The 20520-nt window shown below is 59.8% G+C and carries 17 protein-coding genes; all 17 read right to left on the bottom strand.

The features are described from left to right. Positions 1 to 106: 106 nt before the first annotated feature. The 17 genes from dprA to rlmB all read right to left on the bottom strand — a co-directional run bounded on the left by dprA (position 107) and on the right by rlmB (position 20442). Positions 107 to 1324: a DNA-processing protein DprA gene (dprA, locus tag RX717_RS05815; RefSeq protein WP_107630716.1), complete on the bottom strand. Its 1218-nt coding sequence runs from the start codon at positions 1322 to 1324 to the stop codon at positions 107 to 109. 13 nt (positions 1325 to 1337) lie between these two features. After that, positions 1338 to 2099, bottom strand: coding sequence for a TrmH family RNA methyltransferase (locus RX717_RS05810; protein WP_054326111.1), 762 nt, complete (start codon positions 2097 to 2099; stop codon positions 1338 to 1340). Positions 2100 to 2101: 2 nt separating this feature from the next. After that, positions 2102 to 2758, bottom strand: coding sequence for a potassium channel family protein (locus RX717_RS05805; protein ID WP_107630718.1), 657 nt, complete (start codon positions 2756 to 2758; stop codon positions 2102 to 2104). Positions 2759 to 2829: 71 nt separating this feature from the next. Then, entirely contained in the window at positions 2830 to 4197 is a 1368-nt protein-coding gene (locus RX717_RS05800) for a TrkH family potassium uptake protein (RefSeq protein WP_242977808.1), read from the bottom strand. 72 nt (positions 4198 to 4269) lie between these two features. Continuing rightward, entirely contained in the window at positions 4270 to 5781 is a 1512-nt protein-coding gene (gene lysS, locus RX717_RS05795) for a lysine--tRNA ligase (RefSeq protein WP_107630719.1), read from the bottom strand. Between the two features lie 40 nt (positions 5782 to 5821). Further along, positions 5822 to 6295, bottom strand: coding sequence for a transcription elongation factor GreA (gene greA / locus RX717_RS05790; RefSeq protein ID WP_054326109.1), 474 nt, complete (start codon positions 6293 to 6295; stop codon positions 5822 to 5824). Between the two features lie 132 nt (positions 6296 to 6427). Beyond that, positions 6428 to 7594, bottom strand: a complete 1167-nt coding sequence (locus tag RX717_RS05785; protein WP_107630720.1) for a S41 family peptidase — start codon at positions 7592 to 7594, stop codon at positions 6428 to 6430. Positions 7595 to 7657: 63 nt separating this feature from the next. Then, positions 7658 to 8836, bottom strand: a complete 1179-nt coding sequence (locus RX717_RS05780) for a murein hydrolase activator EnvC family protein (protein ID WP_054326107.1) — start codon at positions 8834 to 8836, stop codon at positions 7658 to 7660. 32 nt (positions 8837 to 8868) lie between these two features. Next, on the bottom strand, positions 8869 to 9753 hold the full coding sequence (gene ftsX / locus RX717_RS05775) for a permease-like cell division protein FtsX (protein WP_054326106.1): 885 nt from the start codon (positions 9751 to 9753) through the stop codon (positions 8869 to 8871). Then, a complete protein-coding gene (gene ftsE, locus RX717_RS05770; protein ID WP_054326105.1) occupies positions 9750 to 10430 on the bottom strand; it encodes a cell division ATP-binding protein FtsE in 681 nt (226 codons plus the stop codon). Before ftsE ends, ftsX begins: the two co-directional genes overlap by 4 nt. 168 nt (positions 10431 to 10598) lie before the next feature. Next, positions 10599 to 11690 (bottom strand): PucR family transcriptional regulator, encoded by a 1092-nt coding sequence (locus RX717_RS05765; RefSeq protein ID WP_054326326.1) that lies wholly within the window; start codon positions 11688 to 11690, stop codon positions 10599 to 10601. A 197-nt stretch (positions 11691 to 11887) separates the two neighbouring features. Further along, the gene (locus RX717_RS05760; RefSeq protein WP_107630721.1) at positions 11888 to 12625 is read right to left on the bottom strand and encodes a pseudouridine synthase; all 738 of its coding nucleotides are present in this window, start codon (positions 12623 to 12625) and stop codon (positions 11888 to 11890) included. A 186-nt stretch (positions 12626 to 12811) separates the two neighbouring features. Continuing rightward, positions 12812 to 13300: a DUF4830 domain-containing protein gene (locus RX717_RS05755; RefSeq protein WP_107630722.1), complete on the bottom strand. Its 489-nt coding sequence runs from the start codon at positions 13298 to 13300 to the stop codon at positions 12812 to 12814. 121 nt (positions 13301 to 13421) lie between these two features. After that, on the bottom strand, positions 13422 to 14624 hold the full coding sequence (locus tag RX717_RS05750; RefSeq protein ID WP_054326102.1) for an FprA family A-type flavoprotein: 1203 nt from the start codon (positions 14622 to 14624) through the stop codon (positions 13422 to 13424). Between the two features lie 219 nt (positions 14625 to 14843). Beyond that, positions 14844 to 16928, bottom strand: coding sequence for an elongation factor G (locus tag RX717_RS05745; protein ID WP_054326101.1), 2085 nt, complete (start codon positions 16926 to 16928; stop codon positions 14844 to 14846). A 511-nt stretch (positions 16929 to 17439) separates the two neighbouring features. Beyond that, complete coding sequence (locus RX717_RS05740) at positions 17440 to 19644, bottom strand: hypothetical protein (protein ID WP_107630723.1); 2205 nt, start codon at positions 19642 to 19644, stop codon at positions 17440 to 17442. 21 nt (positions 19645 to 19665) lie between these two features. After that, on the bottom strand, positions 19666 to 20442 hold the full coding sequence (rlmB, locus tag RX717_RS05735) for a 23S rRNA (guanosine(2251)-2'-O)-methyltransferase RlmB (RefSeq protein ID WP_054326098.1): 777 nt from the start codon (positions 20440 to 20442) through the stop codon (positions 19666 to 19668). Positions 20443 to 20520: the final 78 nt, after the last annotated feature.

Below are 20520 nucleotides of genomic sequence, written 5' to 3'. Positions count from 1 at the left end.
TTTGGAAAGCCGGCCGGCATCCGGTTTTCCAAGGCCGCTCGCAAGGCGGCTATTTCTGCGCGCCTGACGGCGCGTTTGATGCGATCCTTGGGCAATACGGCGGCTTTCACCTGCCGCCCATTACCAGCCTGCCCTTTTCGCGGCGCAGAACGCCGTCCACCTCCAGCATGGTGACCAGCGCCATCACGCGCGGCGCAGGCAGGCCGCAGCGTTCGATCAGCTCCTCCGGCGTTGATACACCCTGCTGCACCAGCTCCGCGATGCGGCGCTCTTCGCCGCGCAGCGTTTCCGGCAGGGCTGTCGGCGCCTGCTTCTGACCGGTCTTTGCCGGCGGCTCCTGTTTATTGCCGCCCGATCCAGCCTCCCGCCCTGGCGCCGCTGGACGCATGTCGGCCTGCCGCCGGGGCGTCTGCTCGGCACGGCGTGCCGCCGGAGGTACGCGCAGCAGTCCGTTATAGGCGCGGACCAGCGCCTGCGGGCTGCGCAGCAATGCGGCTTCGCCTTTCTCGATCAGCTCATTACACGCCTTGGACTGCGGCGCGTCCAAAGCGCCGGGTACCGCGTATACGTCGCGCCCCTGATCGAGCGCGTGCCGTGCCGTAATCAGTGCGCCCGAGCGGTAATCCGCCGCCTCCACGATCACCGACGCGACCGAAAGGCCGCTGATGATGCGGTTGCGGTCATGGTAATGCGCGCCTTTCGGCTCGGTGCCGGGCGGATATTCGCTGACGACCGCGCCGGACAACAGGATATCCCCCATCAGCCCCCTGTGTCGGGGCGGGTAACACACATCCACGCCGCCCGCCAACACAGCGACCGTCAGCCCGCCTGCGCGGAGCGCGCCGCGGTGCGCCGCTCCATCGTTTCCCAGCGCCATCCCACTGACCGTGATAAATCCCGCGCGCGCCAGCGCCGTGCCGATGCTTTCCGCAGTCTGCAAGCCATACGCGGTCGCTTCCCGCGTGCCGACCACGGCGATGCCGGGCGTAACGTCAAAATCCGGCCATCTGCCACGCACATACAGCACCATGGGCGGGTCCGCGATCGCGCGCAGCCGGTCAGGATAGGCGCTGTCGCCGGCCGTGATAATCTGGATCCCCCGTTCCGCGCATTCCCCGATGATCCGTTCCGCTTCCGCGGTGTCCTTATCGCATAATGCGTCGACCTGCGCCTTGCACAGCCCGCAGGGCGCGGTTGCCAGCATTTTCCGATCCGCGGCATACAGCGCGTCCGGCGACCCGAACGCACGCAGGGCTTCCGCAGCTGCGCGCGAACCCAGTCCTCGCCGCAAGGAAAGCCATACATAACTCAGACGTGACGGCATACTGCACGCCTCCTCATTTTGTCATTTCATAAATCACGATAGCCGCCGCCACGCCCGCATTGAGCGACTCGGCGCGGCCCGCCATCGGAATAATCACCCGTTTGTCGGACAGGTTAAGCGCGCTCTGCGAAACGCCCCTGCCCTCGCTGCCGATGATGACCGCCGCCCGTTCCAGCGGCACGGTGTCCAGCGGCATGCTGTCCGCATGCAGCGCAGTCGCATAGACTGCAAGCCCCGCTTCCCTCAGCTGCTCCACCGCATCCGCGAGCGGCAGCTGCACGCACGGCAGGCGGAACACCGCGCCCATCGTCGAGCGCACGACCTTGGGGGAAAAGGGATCGGCACAGCCCTCGCACAACACGACGGCGCCGAGCGCGAACGCTTCGGCGGTTCGTAAGATCGTGCCAAGGTTGCCCGGGTCCTGCAGCCCGTCCAGCAGCAGCACCTGCCGCTTCCCCTGTAGGTCGCGCGCCTCCCACTGCGGTTGGCGGCATGAAAACACCACGTTCTGCGGCGTTTCCACATCGCTTGCCAGCCCGAACAGGGCGTCCGCCGCGCAGTACAGCACGGCCCCCTGTTCCGCCGCATGGTCAAGCAGGGCGTCCTGCCAGCCCTCCCGCGCCAGAAGGGTTTTCACCCGCGTGCCGGAGGCCAGTGCTTCCCGAAGCATTTTCTCTCCTTCGCACAGCATTTCCCCCGTGCTCCTGCGGTACTTCTTTTCCCGTCCCAGCCGCGCCAGATGGCGGAGCGCGGCGTTCTGGCGGCTCTGAATCACGGTCAATTCATTTCCACCACCTTGTTGACATTGTCATTCGTTCCAATCACGATCAGGACATCGTCCGGCCCTATGATCTGATCGGCCGCAGGCGATACGTTCACACTGCCACCCTCGCCGTGCCGGATCGCCAGCACGTTAATCAGATACCGCGCCCGCACATTCAACTCGCCGAGCGAATGCCCGATCCAGCTTTTGGGGGTGTGTATCTCCAAAATGGAGAAATCATCCGAGACGCCGATATAGTCCACAACATTGGTGCGCGCGAGGCGCTGCGCCAGCCTCTGCCCCATTTCGATCTCGGGCAGCACCACGCGGTCCGCGCCGACGCGCTCAAGTACGCGCGCATGGATAGGCGCTATCGCCTTGGCGACGATATACTGCGCACCCAGTTCCTTGAGCATCACCGTGATCAGAATGCTGGCTTCCATATCCGCGCCCACGGCGACCACGCAGCAGTCAAAATTGCGCGCTCCCACCGAGCGCAACACCGCTTCGTCCTGTGCATCACCCTGTATGGCCTGCGTGACCTGATCCGAAATATACTGGACGTTTTCCGCGTCAATATCGAGTGCAAGCACCTCCTGCCCGAGTGCTGACAATTCCTGCGCGACCGACGCGCCAAAGCGGCCAAGCCCAATTACCAAAAAAGATTTCATCACAAAGCCCCTTATCCATCGTTATCTTCCCACCGCGCACTGCGCGGCGTCAATTCCATAAAGCCCTGGCTTTATCCCACCATCACATTGCCCTCCGGATACTGCAGCTTGGGCGGCTCCCTGTGCCGCATCAGCACACTCACACCGAGCGTAAGCACACCTACGCGTCCCAAATACATCAGCACAATCAAAATCAGGCAGGAGGGCGTGTGCAGCGACGGCGTCAGCCCCATGGTCAGGCCGACCGTACCAAACGCGGACACCGCTTCAAACAAGCACTGATGCAGCGGCGCGTCTTCGATATAGGCGATCGCACAGGCGCCGCTCAGACTGACTACCACGCCGACAATCAACATGGTGACCGCGTTCATAATGCTACGCGGTGTAATCGTGCGCCCGAACGCCGACACCGTGATCCGCCCGCGCAGCGCGGAAGCTGCGGAAAGCAGCAGCACTGCCGCTGCGACCGTCTTAATGCCGCCCGCTGTGGAGCCCGGCGAACCGCCGATCAGCATGAGCAGGCAGGAAACCGCCTGTGCCGGCCCGCCGAGCGCGGCCTGGTCGATCGTATTATACCCCGCCGTGCGCAGCGTGACCGATTGGAACGCCGCGGCGAGCACCTTTTCCGGTCCGGAAAGCGCGCCCAGCGTCCGCGGGTTGTTCCATTCAAACAGCAGCGTCAGCCCGAAGCCCAGCAGCAGCAGCGCCGCCGTTGTCACCAGCACCAGCTTGGTATGCAGGCGGAAATGCCGGAAGCTGCGCTTATCCCAGATATCGCCCCAGACAAAAAAACCCAGGCCGCCGATCACGATCAGCGCCATAATCGTCAGGTTGACCAGCGGATCCCCCACATAATCGACCAGCGATAAAAACGGCGCGTCCGGCGTTCCCAGCAGGTCAAAGCCAGCGTTGCAGAACGCGGACACCGAATGGAAAACGCCCATCGAAAGCCCTTTAAAAAAGCCGAACTGGGGAATAAAGCGGCAGGACAGAATGACAGCGCCCGCCGCCTCAAACGCAAAGGTCCCGTACAGCACGCGCCGCGTCAGCCGGACGATGCCTGCGTTGTCCGTCAGGTTCAGGCCCGCGCTCATCACCATGCGCTCGCGCAGCGTAATGGTGCGGTGCGTCAGAAACGACGCGATGGAGGCCAGCGTCATAAATCCCAGGCCGCCGATCTGGATCAGCAGCAGGATGACCGCCTGACCAAAGCTGGACCAATGCGTCGCTGTGCCGACCCGTATCAGGCCGGTCACGCAGGTGGCGGAGGTGGCCGTGAACAGCGCGTCCAAAAACGGCGTGGCCTCCCCGCTGCGTGCCGAGACCGGCAGGGCGAGCAGCACGGCCCCCGTCAGGATAATGGCGAGAAAGCCCAGCGCCATGACCGTTGTCGGTCGCATGCGGCGCATACGGCGGTTATGCAAATGCAGGCGGTTCATTCCCGAATCCCCTTTAGATACCAATATACCGAAAGCCTGAACGGTTCCGTCCAGGCTTTGCAAAGCGTTTTTTTACTCCATGCCGATGGGCTTCATCGTCGGGAACAGAAGCACGTCGCGGATGGAAGCGGAGTCGGTGAGCAGCATAACCAAGCGGTCGATGCCCATGCCCATGCCGCCCGTCGGAGGCATGCCGTATTCCAAAGCATTGACGAAATCATCATCCATCATATTGGCCTCGTCGTCGCCCGCGGCGCGCAGCGCGGCCTGGCGCTCGAAGCGCTCGCGCTGGTCGATCGGGTCGTTCAGCTCGGAGAACGCGTTGCACAGCTCCCTGCCGACGACAAAGCACTCGAAGCGCTCGGTCAGGCGCGGGTCGGCGGCCTTCCTCTTGGCCAGCGGCGAAACCTCGACTGGGTAATCCATAATAAAGGTCGGCTGGGTGAGGTTGGCTTCGACAAATTCGTCGTAGCACAGCGCAAGCAGGTCGCCCCAGCTTTCCTTGCCCTTTTCTGTCTCCACGCCCTTAGCCTTGACCGCGGCAAGGGCTTCTTCCGCGTCCATCGCCATAAAGTCCAAGCCGGCGTATTCCTTGACCGCGTCGGCCATGGTCATGCGTTTCCAGCCTTTAGCGAAATCGATCTCCGTCCCCTGATAAGTGACCTTGGTCGTACCCAGCACCTTTTCGCACACATGGACAACCATATCCTCGGTAATGTCCATCATTCCGTGGTAATCGGTAAACGCCTGATACAGTTCGATGGTGGTGAACTCCGGATTGTGCTTGGTGTCCATCCCCTCGTTGCGGAAGATGCGGCCGATCTCGTATACCTGCTCAAAGCCGCCCACAATCAGGCGCTTGAGGTGCAACTCCGTCGCGATGCGCATATACATATCGATATCGAGCGCATTATGGTGCGTGATGAACGGACGCGCCGCCGCACCGCCCGGGATGGTGTTCAGGCAGGGCGTCTCGACCTCCATAAAGCCGCGGGAGTCCATAAAATTGCGGATCTCGCGCACAATAGCCGAGCGCTTTTCAAAGGTATCACGCACCTCCGGATTGACGATCAGGTCAACATAGCGCTGGCGGTAGCGCATATCGGTATCCTTGAGGCCGTGCCACTTTTCAGGCAGCGGCGCCAAGTTTTTGGAGAGCAGCGTCAGCTCATGCACAGCAACCGAAATCTCGCCCTTCTGGGTGCGGAACACCTCGCCCTCCACGCCGATGATATCGCCGATATCGAACTTTTTATAGCCCTTGTAGACCTCATCGCCCACGTTATCCCGCTTGATGTAGAGCTGCAGGCGGCCATACCGGTCGGACAGGTCGGAGAACGATGCCTTGCCCATGATGCGCTTGCTCATCATGCGGCCGGCAAGGCGCACGGTTTTGCCCTCCAGCTCCTCGAAACGCGCGTGGATCTCATTGGTATGATGGTCGCGTTCAAAGCGCACCTGCTGATACGGGTCCGCGTCCGCGGCCTGCAGCTCCGCCAGCTTTTCGCGGCGGATGCGCTTCAGCTCATGCAGCTCCTCTGCAGTCTGCTCGTGCTGCTCCTGTGCCTGATGCTGTTCTGCCATGTCTTTTTTCACCTTACTTTTCTATTTTGATCCTGCCGGATCACTTCTTAATATCCATGATCTGATATTTTACCATGCCGATCGGCGCTTCAACCTCGACCACTGCGCCGACCTTTTTACCCAACATGGCCTTGCCGAACGGGGATTCATCCGATATCTTGCCCTCCATCGGGTCGGCCTCCTGCGAGCCGACAAAGTGGTATTCCTCCTCCTCGTCCAGTTCGAGGTCTTTCACCACAAAGCGGCAACCGGGCGATACCTCGTCCGCCGCGTAGGTGTCGCCGGAAACGACGACCGCCATTTTGATGATCTCTTCCAGCTCGGCGATGCGCGAATAGAGCTTGCCCTGCTCGTTCTTCGCCTCATCATACTCCGCGTTCTCCGAGAGGTCGCCAAAAGAACGCGCTTCTTTCAATTGCTCCGCCACCTCGTCGGCGCGGGTCGTTTTCAGATATTCCAGCTCTTCTTTATAAGAATCCAGACTTTCCTGTGTCAGCTTGATTTCTTTTGCCATGTTTGCAAACCCTTCTTAATCTTGATAATCGGCGCGAAGCGGCCGTACAGTACTCCTTATTATAGGTAAGGATGGGCGCGCTGTCAAGCGAGCCCGAAGATTTTTGCCTATTTTTCTCGCATCCGCACCGCTTTATGTAAGCAGTTCACAGGCTTTTTGAAGCTGCGGGTCATTTTCCGGTATCAAAAAATAGAAGTCCGCCTGCTGCGCCTCCGTCAGGCCCACCGAAACGTCCGGCGCGACCCCCACGCCGGCCAAGCTGTTGCCTTCCGGCGTATAATACTGCTCGACCGACAGATTGACAGCCGAGCCGTCGGATAGGCGGAACGTCTGCTGCGCCCGCCCCTTTCCGGTCGTGTGCGCGCCGACCAGCGGGCCGCGCCCGTATTCCTGCAACGCCGCCGCGAAAAATTCCGCCGCCGAGATCGACTGCTCATCCACCAGCACCGCGACCGGCAGGTCGGTCATCTCCGCGTCTGATGAGTATACGGTTTCATGTCCATCCTTGGTCCGTAGCGTCATGATTGTACCCTCCGGCAGCAGCGGATCGAGCATTTCGCTCATTTCCTTGACGCGGCCGCCCCCGTTGTGGCGCACATCCAGCACCAGCGCACGCGCCCCGTCCGCGATCAACTCGTCCAGCGCGTTTTGGAACTGTTCCGCCGCGCCGACATGGAAATTCTCGATGCGGATATAGCCGATCCGGTCCGCAAGCATCTCTCCCCACGCCATTTTCTGCACCACGACCGCACGGGTCATGGTTTCGTCGCGCGTCCGTCCGTCTTCGCCCGACCGCACGGTCACGGTGACCTCGGTCCCCTCCTCGCCCTGGATCGCTCCGATCACGGCATCCGCGCCATCCGCCTTGACGGTCAGTCCCTCCGCGCCAACGATCCAATCGCCTTTGCGGATGCCGACCTGCTGCGCGGGCGACGCATCATATACCAGGCTGATGCGGATGCCCTGCCCCGACGTCACCACGGACACGCCGATGCCGCAGCCCTTGCCCTCCGTATTCATCTGGTAGCTTTCATACCGGTCGGCCGGAATGTAGCCCGACCACTGATCACCCAAGCCGGTGATGTAGCCCACCGCCGCATAGTCCGCGACTGTCTCCGCGTCAAACGCGCCGACATAGTGTTCGGCGGCGATCGCGTCGATCTCGCGCAGCTTGTTCTGCACCGCCTGCGTACGCCAGCCGAACGCCGCATAGCAGCACGCGATACCCGCGGCGCAAGCCATCAGGCAGAGCGCCAGCGCCGTTCCCAATGTGATCTGTGTTTCCCGCAGTTTTTTCATATTCCGCAGCTTCCCTCCAAAAAAGGGAGAGGACGCGCCGCCCTCTCCCCTTATGTATGACTGTTAAAAGTAGCTCTTCGGGTCGACGGTAGAACCGTTGACATAAACCTCAAAATGCAGGTGCGGACCGGTCGAGTTACCGGTCGAACCGACATAGCCGATCACCTGGCCCTGTGTGACCACATCGCCCACCGACACCGCGAACGAGCTCTGGTGTCCATAGGCGGTCATCAGTCCGCCGCCGTGGTCGATAACCGTATAGTTACCGTAACCGGAAACCCAGCCCGCGGTGACGACCGTGCCGGACGCCGCGGCCAGGATCTGTGCGCCGTAGCCCGCGGGGATATCCTCGCCCGCGTGGAACTTGACCGTTCCATAGATCGGATGGACACGGTAGCCGTAAGCGGAATTGGTCGTGGTGCAGCTCGGGGTCGGCCAGATCAGCGTGCCGTCGCCCATCGGAACCGAGCCGTTTGCAGCGGACTGGCGGGACAGCTCGGCGATCTGATTGCTGACATCCTGCATCTCGCTTGCAATGCGGTCGTATTCCTCTTCGCTCTCTGCCTTGTAGGCCTCCAGGCTCTCCTGCAGGGCGGCCTGTTCGGCTTCGCTCGCCGCCAGCTCGTCCACCTTATAGCTCAGGTTCTTCTGGTATTCCTTCTGAGAATCCTGCGTATTCTGCAGGTCGTCACGCTTCTGCTCGATATCCTCCTTCGCCGCCGTATACTCCGCGACCACCTTTTTATTGTAGTCCATCACGTCGGTGATCATTTCAATGCGCGTGAGCATATCGGAAAAGCTGGAGGAATTGAGCAGCACCTCCAGATAGCTCGTGTCGCCCAGCTCATAGGTCGTGCGCACGCTCTTGGCAAACTGCGCTTCCTTTTCGGAAAGCGCATCCTCCGCCACTTCCAGCTCTGAGGTCTTGACATCGATCTGCTCCTGCAGGCGGTCGATATACGCCTCCACGGTGGTGATCTCTTCCTTTGTCAAGTCGATCTCGCTCTGCAGCGCGTCCCGCGTAGCCTGCACATCGTTCGCCTCGCGGGTCAGTTCGGCGATCCGCTCTTTCACCGCCGCCTTTTCATCCTCCAAGGTCGACAGCTTATCCCGAAGAGAATCCGCATCCTCCGCCGCGGCTGCGAACGTCAGGCTGGAGGCCAGCATGGAAACCAGCATCGCAACCACCAGGATACCGGCGATTACGCATGAAATGATCCGCACGGTCCTTTTCTTCATCATAATGTTTCTGCTCCTTTGCTGTTTACCAGGGGTTACACATTCATAAACTTGCGGATGCTCGTTACCGAGCCACCGATGCCGAACAGCACGCCCGCGCCAAGATATATCCCCAGCACCAGCATGCGGACGCTGTCAAACGCAGCAACCTGGAAATAGGGGATCACATCACCGACGACCCGCGCCATTTCGTTATACAGGCCCCACTCGGCGAAAAACGCCAGCCCGCCGGACAGCAGGCCGAGTACCATGCCCTCGATCACGAACGGCCAGCGGATAAACCAGTTTGTCGCGCCCACCATTTTCTGGATGGATATTTCCTCCCTGCGCGCGAACATGGCCAGCTTGACCGTATTGGCGATAATGAAAATAGAGATCAGCGTCAGCGCCACGACCATGGCCAGCGAAATGATATTGAACACCCGCTGCACCTGGATCAGCTTGGAGATAACCTCCTCATCTGCACGGATGCGGTCGGTCCCCTCGACCTGCTGGATCTCCTCGATGGTCTGCTCCGCCTGCGTCGGATCTTTCAGGGTAAAGATATAGCTGTTGCGCAGCGGATTGTTGCTGGAATCAAAGTCCGCCAGGATATCGGCATCCTCGCCAAGCTGCTGGCGGTAGATTTCCAGCGCCTCATCGCGGTCCTCAAAATCGACCGTCGCAATATTGTCGATCCGCTCGAATTCCGTGGCGAGCGCCCTCGCTTCGCGCGTGGTCAGGCTATCGTCGATGAATACCACGATCTCATTCGACTGCTGCAGGTCAATAATGCTCAGGTTAATATTATATGCGATCAGCGTGACGGTTCCTGTCAAAAGCAGACAGGCGATCATGATGATCACGGCCGCGATCGACATAAACCCGTGCTTGAAAATATTGCGGAAGCCTTCCTTCCAGTAGTAACCAAAACTTCTCATAACTGATAGTACCCACCTGTCTGGTCGCTGATGACCTCGCCCTTATCAATGACGACGACACGCTTTTCAAATTCATCCACCAAGCCCTTCTCATGGGTGACAATCAGGACGGTGGTTCCCAATTCGTTGATTTTTTCAAACAGCGTCATCAGCTCGAGCGAACGCGCCGGATCGAGGTTGCCGGTCGGCTCGTCCGCAATAATCAGCCGCGGGTTATTGACAAGCGCGCGCGCGATCGCGACGCGCTGCTGCTCGCCGCCCGAAAGGTTCAGGGGTTTTTCATGCGCTTTTTCCGACAAACCGACCAGATCAAGCACATACGGCACGCGTTCCTTGATTGCTTTCCCTTTTGCGCCGATTGTGCGCATGGCGAACGCGACGTTCTCATACACCGTTTTGCTGTTAATCAGCCGGAAATCCTGGAACACCACGCCGAGCGTGCGGCGCAGGTATGGGATCTGGCGTTTTTTCATTTCACCGATATTGTAGTTATTGACCAGCACCCGCCCCTCGGTCGGCCGCACCTCCGCGGTCAGGAGCTTGATCATCGTCGTTTTGCCGGAACCGGACGCGCCGACCAAAAAGACGAATTCGCCCTCGTCGATGCGCAGGTTTGCTTTGTTCACCGCACGGGTGCCGTTATCGTACACCATGGTGACATCGTTCATCCGTATCACTGGCAGTCCTCCCCGGAGCCTTGCATTTGCAAAAAAAGACAAAGGTGCATGCGCTTCATACACCTTTGCCTATTATAACAGATATTCCCCGATCGCGCAAGACGACAACAACTGCCAATCCGGAACACGATCCGGTTTTTTTCGTGAAATTTTTGTGAACTTTTGCCTTCAGCGGCTGTTTTCCTCACGGCTTGCCAGATATTTGCGCACCATCAGCGCAACCTTGAACACAATCGCGTGGTCAAATTCCCGCAGATCGAGTCCGGTCAGCTTTTTGATCTTTTCCAGACGGTACACCAGTGTATTGCGGTGTACAAACAGCTTGCGGGAGGTTTCCGACACATTGAGGTTATTTTCAAAGAACTTCTGGATGGTAAACAGCGTTTCCTGGTCGAGCGAGTCGATCGATCCTTTTTTGAACACTTCGGACAGGAACATCTCGCACAACGTGATCGGCAGCTGATAAATCAGGCGACCAATCCCCAGATTTTCAAAGCTGATAATGCTCTTTTCCGTATCAAAAACGCCACCGACCTCGATCGCGGTCTGGGCTTCCTTAAAGGATTTCGCAATGTCCTTCATCTGCGAGGAAACCGAGCCGATGCCGATCAGGCATTTGACCGAAAGCTCGCTTGCGAGCGTCTCCTCAATGCTTGCGGCGATCTTGGCCAGATCCCTGGCCTCGCTGCCCGACTTGACCTCCTTAACGACGACGATATCGCTTTCAGATATATGCAGGACAAAATCCTTCTGCTTATCCGGGAACATGCCGGATACGACATCGATCGCCGCCACATCCGCAGGGGACTGCTGCCGCACCAGGAATACAACGCGCGGCACGTCGTTGCCGAAATGCAGCTCGCGGGATTTGATGTAGATATCGCCTGGGAGGATATTATCCAAGATAATGTTTTTTACGAACGTCGCCTTGTCATGCTTTTCGTCGTAAAGTGTTTTAATATTATTGATGGATACCGCGACAAGCGAACAGATGCTGCGCGCAAGCTCATCCTCGCCCTGCACGAAAACGGCATATTCCAGCCGAGTCGACCGCTCTCCGGTAATATGGTAGGTATAGCCACCGAAGCGCACGATTTCGCCCGCAAATCCCAGCTCGGTGATCGCTTCCTCACGCATTTCGCCGATCCGAGGCAGATCGGTACACGCAACGACCGCGCCGCTGGCATCCACAATACCGATAGTACGGTCCACCGTGTCCTTCATCTGCAAAACAATCGACTGGAACAATCTCGAAGCCATTTCCATCACCTTTCCCGTCTTTTCCGCCTGTGGCGGTCATAATAGTTTCTCCCGAAAACGCTTATTTCCTTGCTTAGCATCCCCAGCTCTGAACATTCTTCACAAGAAGCCAGCATTCCCTCTGTGCATTTTAAGTAATTATATCACAGAGTTCTACATTTTTGTACAAATTTTTTCAAATTTTTTTGGCAATTTTTTCAGCCGATCGGTTCATCTTCCGGCTCCTGCCGCAACAGGACAACCTCCTCCTCCCGCAGCAGCCGGTATTCCCCCGGCGCGAGCTTTGGATCGAGCGACAGCCCCCCCAGCCTGACCCTGCGCAGGTGCGCCACCACCCCGCCGGCTGCCGCGACCATCCGCTTGACCTGATGGTATTTCCCCTCCTGCAACGTGATCCGCACACATTGTCCGCACGCCGCCGGAACGTGTTCCAGCTTGGCAGGGCGGCAAACCGTACCGTCCTTCAGCGTCATACCCTGCGCGAAGCGCTGCACCGCGTCTTTGGCCATTTCCCCCTCGATCTCGGCCTCGTACACCTTGGAGACATGCCGCGCCGGACTCATTAGCGCATGGCTGAGCGCCCCGTCGTCCGTTACGATCAGCAGCCCCTCGGTGTCCTTATCCAGCCGTCCGACCGCAAACAAGCCACGCCGCTCGTTCTCCGGAAAAAGCCCGAGCACTGTCGGGTGCCGCGCGTCCCGACTCGCCGTGATCACACCGGCGGGCTTATTGAGCATGTAATACCGCTGCGCGCGGTAGCGCTGCACCTGCCCGTCCACAGAAACCGCCGCAGTCTCCGGATCGAGCTTGGCCGCCGGATCGCGGACCACCTGCCCTTCCACAGACACACGGCCGGCGCGGATGAGCGCCTGCACTTCTTTCCGGCTGCCGCAATTGAGGTGGGTGAGCAATTTATCCAAACGCATCTGGGCCATTTTGTGCCTCCCGACAACCCATTACTGGCTATAGCATACCACTTTTTCGCATATTGCACAATAGGGAAATGCAAAAAAAGTGCAATCCCCTGAAAGTCACCAATAGGTGTCCTAAACCCTACCGTGTTTTTTCGTGGAATTGCACAGTCAAGTAAAAACGCGCCCGCATGGGCGCGTTCGGGCGCGTTATTCCGGCATCTCGGTAATACCGTGGACGAATCCATCCGCTTCCGGCGCGCTGATATCCGCAGCGATCAGCCGGTTGCGCCGAACCAGCAGGTTGGCGACAACCCCCTCCTGTCCGGTCGGGTATTCGAGCAGCTCGTAGGTATAGAGCGTTGCCCGTTTCCCCTGATAGGGCGTCAGGTCCAGCCCCTGCCCGAGCTGGATCGCGTTGTACGCCTGGTATGTGTCGTCAAAGGTTTTGGGGATCTGCACCTCGCGCTCGCTGCGCGGCTCCGCCTCCACCTTCCAGCCGTAGCTTTCCAGTAGCGCGACGCGCTGCTCGTTGTTTTTCAGCTTTGTGTCCAGGTCCACCTCGCCGGCAGCCGCCTGCGCATCGACCGTTTCCGCCGCCTTCGGCATAAGTGCGGTCACGCCCAGCACCACCGCGCCGATTACCAGCACGCCCGCTATCGCTTTCTTTACTGACACCTTGGTTGCATAAACGATCATGGCATTGTCCCTCCTGCTTTTGCTCTATCCTATGCATCCTGGGCGCAAAGCAGAACAGGCTTTTCTCCGTCTCGCACAAAAAAACAGGCTGCCGCATGCCGGCGGCAACCTGTCGAATGGTTTATTGTATCTGCGCCGCAATCTCCTCCGCCAGCGCCTCCAGTGCGGCGAGCTGACCCTCCGCCAAAGCGGACTTGAGCGCGACCGCGCCTTCCAGCACGGTCATGTTCTTCATGCTTTCCAGCACGGTCCGCATATGCTTCGCGGAAACCGGCGCCCATGTGCCATTTTCCAGCAGCGCCACCGTGCGGTTCTGCAGGTTCAGCGCCTTCAGATCCGCCAGATAGGCCTCCATACGGGGATACAGTCCGCCGTTGTAGGTCGGCGCCGCCAGCACCAGATGGCTGCAGCGGAAACTTTCCGCGACCAGCTCGGATACATCGGTCTCCGAAACATCATACATCGCGATGCTGCGCACACCTTTTTCCGCCAGCAGGCCGGCCAGTACATTGGCCGCGTTTTCCGTATTGCCGTACAGGGTGGCGTAAGCGATCAAAACAGCCTTATCCTCCGGCTGATAGGTGCTCCACAACTGGTATTTTTCCAGCAGCAACGCCAAGTGCCCGCGCCAAACCGGTCCGTGCAGCGGGCAGATGGTTTCGATATCCAGCGCGGCCGCCTTTTTCAGCAGCGCCTGCACCTGCGCGCCGTATTTGCCGACAATGTTGGTGTAATACCGGCGCGCGTCGTTCATCCACGCGCTGTCGAAGTTGATTTCATCGTCAAAAATATTGCCCGCCAACGCGCCGAACGTACCGAACGCATCCGCAGAAAACAGAAGCTTGTGCTGCTCGTCATAGGTGACCATTACCTCCGGCCAGTGGACCATGGGCGCCATGATGAAATGCAGCGTATGCTGGCCGGTGGAAAGCTTGTCCCCCTCGGCAACGACCAGCGCGCGGTCTTTCGCATCCAGGCCGTAGAACTGCGCCAGCATGGACAGCGCCTTCGCGCTGCAGACGATTTTCGCCTCCGGATAGCGGCGCAGCATTTCGTCGATCAGGCTGCAGTGATCCGGCTCCATATGCTGAACCACCAGATAGTCCAACGCGCGCCCGTCCAGCGCATATGTCACGTTTTCACAGAACAGGCGGCCGATCGAATCGTCCGCCGTATCGAACAGCACGGTTTTTTCGTCCAGCAGCACATAGCTGTTATAGGATACACCGCGCGGAATCGGGAATAAATTTTCAAACCGGCTCAGGCGGCGATCACTGCCGCCAACATAGATGAGATCGTCCTTGATCTTTCTGGTACTGTGCATCGCACGACACCTCCGAAATAGTTTCTGTTAAAATTATAACATATAATTTTACAGCCGTCTACCCTGCCAAAACAAACGAAAGCATAAAAAAACAGGGCAAAAAACCTGCGACTTTTGGCGTCGTTCATGATTTATCGTCTCCAGCCCGCCGCATCGCTATGTATGTTCCCCCGTGCGGCGGATAAAAAAACCGGCTGCATAGCAGCCGGTTTTTTTATGTTATTCCTTGTTGAGCGCTTCCAGTCTCGCCTTGTTTTCCGCAATAACCTTCTCCTGCACCGGAGCAGGCGCATCGTCATACCGCTCGAACTTGGAAACGAACGAGCCGCGGCCCTGCGTCATCGAGCGCAGCGTGATCGCATAGTCGGATAACTCTGCCATCGGACACTCCGCCAGGATCTCCTGCTTGCCGCCCTCGATCGGGTTCATACCCATGATCCGCCCGCGGCGCTTGTTCAGGTCGCCGATCACATCGCCCATGTACGAATCCGGCACGACGACGCGCAGCGAGCAGACCGGTTCAAGCAGCACCGGACTCGCCTGTGGGATACCCGCCTTATAGGCCAGGCGCGCCGCCATCTTGAACGAAAGCTCGTTGGAATCCACGTCATGATAAGAGCCATCCAGCAACGTGGCATGCAGACCGACCAGCGGATAGCCCGCCAGCACGCCATGCTCCATTGCCTCGCGGATGCCCTTGTCGACCGCGGGATGGAAGTTCTTCGGCACAGAGCCGCCGAAGATCTTTTCCTCAAACAGGTAATCGCCTTCCGGATACGGCGCAAACTCCATCTTAACATGGCCGTACTGTCCGTGGCCGCCGGACTGCTTCTTATGCTTGCCCTCGACCGTGACGGTCTTGCGGATCTTTTCACGGTACGGCACGATCGGCGGCGTCAGCACGACCTCCACGCCGAATTTATCCTTGAGCTTGGAACACAAAACATCCAGATGGATGTCGCCCGCACCCGAAATCGTATGCTGCTTGGTTTCCGGATTGAACTCGGTCTCGAAAGACGGATCCTCGTCGTGCAGGCGGGTCAGGCCGGCGGATATCTTCTCCTCCGCGCCCTTGACCTTGGGCTGGATGCCCTGCGTGTAGCACGGCGGCGCGAATTCGATTGGCTCCAGTTCGACCTTGCGCACGCTCATGGAAAGCGTGTCGCCGGTCTTGGTGGTGACCAGCTTGGAAACCGCGCCGATATCGCCGCAGCCGACGACCGGCACCTCGCTCGTCTTCTTGCCGCAGACCGAGTAAATATGCCCCATTTTTTCATTTGCGTCCGCGCGCTTGTTGACCAGCACCATGTCCTGCTTGACCTCGCCGGACATGACCTTGAAATACGAGAAGCGGCCGTACTGGTCCGCGACCGTCTTGAACACGAACGCGCAGGTCGAGCCGTTGGGCGTGCAGTTGATCTCGATCAGCTCGCCCTTTTCGTCCTCGCAGATCTCGACCGGCTTTTCGTCCGGCGACGGCATGTAGTCCGCAATGCCTTTCAGGAGCGCATAGGAGCCGATGCCGGTCACGGCCGTGCCGCAGAACACCGGCGCAATAACCAGATCTTTGACGCCCTGACGGATGCCCGCGATCAGTTCTTCGTCCGAGAATTCCTCGCCCGCAAAATAGCGCTCCATCAGCTCCTCGGACAGCTCGGCCACATTTTCGCACAGCGCCGCGCGGTGCTGGTCGATACGGTCCTTCATATCGTCCGGAATCGGGATCTCGACGCGCTTGCTGCCCTCCATGCGGTACGCTTTGCGGATGACGCAGTCGACCACGCCGGCCGTATCGCGGTTGCCCTCGAAGATCGGCACCACGATCGGGCAGACCGAAACGCCGAACTGCTTCTGCAGCTTATGCAACGAGGTATAGTAATCCGAGTTCTCCTCGTCGATCTTGGAGATATAGAACATGCGCGGCATGGAACGCGCCTCGCAGCGCTCCCAAGCCTTTTCCGTCCCCACGCCCGGACCGGCCTTGCCAGTGGCGATGATCAAAGCGGATTCGGCTACGCGCAGCGCGCAGTTTACTTCGCTTTCAAAATCAAAGAAACCAGGGGTATCAAGCAGATTGATCTTGCAGCCGTTCCATTCAACAGGCGCCACAGCCGTTGAGATCGAAAACTTGCGTTTGATCTCCTCTGGATCGAAATCGCATACAGTGTTGCCATCCGTGATCTTTCCGACACGGTCGGTCACTCCGGCGATATTGAGCAGGCTCTCGACGAGCGAGGTCTTGCCGTCGCCGCCATGCCCCATCAGACATACGTTACGGATCTTGTTAACCGGGTAATTGGCCATATTTGATAAACACTCCCCTGCCCTTGCCTTCACGCGGGCGCTTAGTTGGCGGGAACAAACTCCCTGTTTGTTATTATACACGACTTTACCAATTCATGCAAGCTGTTTTTTGTGCAATTTTAATGTACCCCTCTGTCTTTTTTCGACAGAGCCGCACCGCCCGAAAATTTTTTATTTTTTTGTTTTTTTTTCCTGTCACAAAACCGCCTTTTCAAACGTTATATAAGTGTAATGGTTTTTACCCCGCTGTGCAGAATGGAAAGGAGCCTCCGTCATGACCCGTGCTTATCTTGCTACCGCCGCCGCCGTTTTGGCATTGGCTCTCGCGGTGTTTTCGGTCGTGTCCATCCTGCCGTTTTGAACCCCTCTTTTTCTTCTCTTTTACCGATCGGGCTGCCGGAGCGGTTCGCTCCGGCAGCCTTTGCTTTTGCCAAGCGGCCACTCCCCGGCAAGGGGCAAATGAAAAGGGCCTGGAAGCATGCTTCCAGGCCCTTTTCATTATTTCCTTATCTCAGTGCGTCTGCTGTGTGATAATGAATACCGGAACATACCAGATCAACAGATACAGCAGCAGGTGCAGAACCGGCAGTGCGTCCACCGCGTTCTGGAACACCAGATAGAATACGATCAGCATTCCGCATATGCCGGCAAAGGCACCCAGCGTCAAGGCGGAGCGCACCGCGCCTGCCAGCTTGTCCGCACAGCGGAGTACCTGCAGGAACGGTCCCGCCCCCTCGCGGACTAGGATCGCGGCGGGCGCGTCCGCCTTTGCATAGGTGGGATCAAGCAGCCGGCGCACGCTGTCCGGCTCCGGCTGATCGGCAAAGCCGCGGCGCAGGTCGAACTGGCTCTCCACCATAGCGGGCGAAATGTTGAAATCCCGCACTGCCAGCGCCGCGTTCATATGCATCCGGCGCATCAGGCGCATTGCCTGGTAGGTACTTTTCGTCGGCTGGTAACGGAGTAGCAGCGCGCCCGCCAGCACGTTGTCCACAACCAGATAGGCGCTAACCGTTTCATCCTCCGTCTGGCCCGAACGGATACGCTGCCCCAACTTGACCATGAGCGCCGCTGTGCCAAGCACCATGCGGCTCCCGCCGATTTCTCCGGCAAGGCCGCCCTCGACAAACTGCACGTTGCGCGCCGCCAGCGTCACGCCGTACCGCTCCCGCACCGCCTCGGTCAGCACACGTCCCAGCTCAAGACCGGCCGCATCCGCGAGCGCTGCGGCGCAGCCCAGCAACTTATCGTCCGACATCCGCCCCGCGTTCTGCAGCGCCTCCAAGCTGATCGAGCCCGCAGGGAACAGGTCGTTTTCAGTCAGGACGACCTCCTCGGTCCCGCGCAGAAGGTTGGCCTGGCGCGCCCCTGCGAGCGCCGCGCCCGACCCGAGCAGGCGGCGCGAGATATTCTTATAGCTCGCGCCGAACGCGCACAGCAGGCCGAGCGGCGCGGATACCGACAAAATCGCGGAAAACGCCCAGAAAAAGCGCACCGGCTCGCCGCGCGCAACCGAAGCCACCAGCGCGAAGATGATGGACGCCGCCAGCGCGATCGGCACATAGATCATGGAAAAGCGGTCGACCGTATCCGGCCGTTCCATCTCCAGCAAAAAAGCCTTATCATCGTGCAGCGGCCCCTTGACCGCCCTGCACGCGTCATCCTCCCTGTCGTAATGGCTGTAGACCGCCATCGGCTGCTCCGCCGAGCAGATCGCCTGATAGGCGCGCGCCTGCGCGGCGTACCGTCCGCGCTCCTCCCGCATTGCCGCGTACAGCAACAGGATGCTGACCGCGAGGTACGGCACCTGCACGCCGGGCGCGTTTTCAAAAACGATAATGGACGCGCCGTGCAGCAGCGACGCAACAATGGCGAACGAAACCAGCGACGCCCGATCGGGCGCGCCGTGAAACAGGCTGTTAAAGCCCATGCCGAACACATCCACGCCCAGGAAAAGCGCGATAAACTGCAGCAGCAGGAGCACGCCAATGCCGATGCCCGGGTTCTCCACCGCGTCGAGCACAACCGGTAGCGGCAGCACGTCAAAGCTGGGCGCGAGGCTCAGGTAAGCCGCAGCCGCAGCCAAAATCAATACGATCACGGACCGCACGGAAAGCCCCCGCGCCCGCCGCTTGAACGAGCGGGCGGCCTGCGCCGGATCGCGCAGCCGGATCTCCTCCGCTTCCTCCTGCTGTTCGGCGGCCAGACGCGCCGCGCGCGCCTCCTTGCGGCTCATCCGCTCCCCACGCGCTGCGCGGCGCGCGGGTGGCTGCTCCGTCATGTCCTCGTACAGCTCCTCTTCCTCCTGCACGGCCGCTTTCGCGGCGCGGCGCGCAGCCCTGGCAGCGGTCCGTTTCTCCTCTCTCTGCCGTTTCGCCTCCGCCCTGGCCTCCCGCGTGGCGATACGCGCCGCGCGGGGATCCTCTTCTTCCTCCTCTGTGGAATCGTCCGAATCACGCGGCTGCGTTTCCGTCGGCGCCGCTGCGCGGACAGGCCTCGTCCTTGGCGCGGCGGGCTGGGCGGCTGCCGCCGGTTCCGGCTGCCGTACCTCCGGCACCGGCGCGGCGGACGGGCGCGGCTGGGCCTTCGGCGTGGCCGGTGCCAGTCCCTCGACCTCGGCTATGATCGCGTCCAGATCGAACTCGTCCGTATCCGGTACGTCGTTCAGCATCGCCCGAATATCATCGAGGTTCATGGTTTCGTCTTTTCTGTCCATATCGTTGTCCGTCTTCCTCCTTTATTCCGCCTGCGCGCGGCGGCGGACCGCCTCGAACAGCAGAACGGCCGCCGCGTTGGATGCGTTGAGCGAATTGACCCGCCCGCGCATCGGGATGCTGATGATATAATCGCACTTGTCCCGCGTCAGCCGGCTGAGCCCCTGCCCCTCTGAACCGATCACGATCGCGCACGGGCGGTCGAACGCGGCCTGGTAAAGCCCCACCGTTCCATCCGCCTCCGCGCCGAACAGCCACACCCCGCGCGCCTTCAGCTCGTCGAGCGCCGCCGCAAGGTTGTTCGCCTTATGCACGCCCACATAGGCCAGCGCGCCCGCCGCGGCTCGCGCGACCGCCGCGGTCAGACCAACCGCGCGGCGCTTGGGGATAATGACCCCGTGTGCGCCCGCGGTTTCCGCCGAGCGGATGATCGCGCCCAGGTTATGTGGGTCCTCAATACCGTCGCAGACCACGATCAGCGGCGCTTCGCCCCGCTCCTCCGCCACGCGGAATATATGGTCGAGCGACACATATTCCTGTGCGGCGGCCTGCGCGATCACTCCCTGGTGGTTCCCCGTGGGGCTCATATGGTCGAGCTTGCGGCGGTCGCAGGTGACGACCGGCACGCCGCAGCGCCGCGCTTCCGCAGCCACATCCCCGATGCGGGCTCCCTCGGCCACAAAGACCTTATCGACCGTCCGGCCAGCGCGCAGCGTTTCCAGAACCGCGTTCCTGCCTTCGATCAGGGTCCCGTCATCCTCCCGCGGCGGGCGGCGGCGCCTATTGTTTTCATAAGCCATATTCCTACGCTCCAAAAATTTTCAGATATTGATAGTATAGCACACTTTCCCCCACGTTTTCAACGCTGTACGACGGAA

It is taken from the genome of Intestinibacillus sp. NTUH-41-i26, from assembly GCF_032769475.1.
Lineage (GTDB): Bacteria > Bacillota > Clostridia > Oscillospirales > Butyricicoccaceae > Agathobaculum > Agathobaculum ammoniilyticum.
The sequence above is the reverse complement of the archived record's forward strand: the minus strand, read 5'-3'. Positions and strand labels throughout refer to the sequence as shown.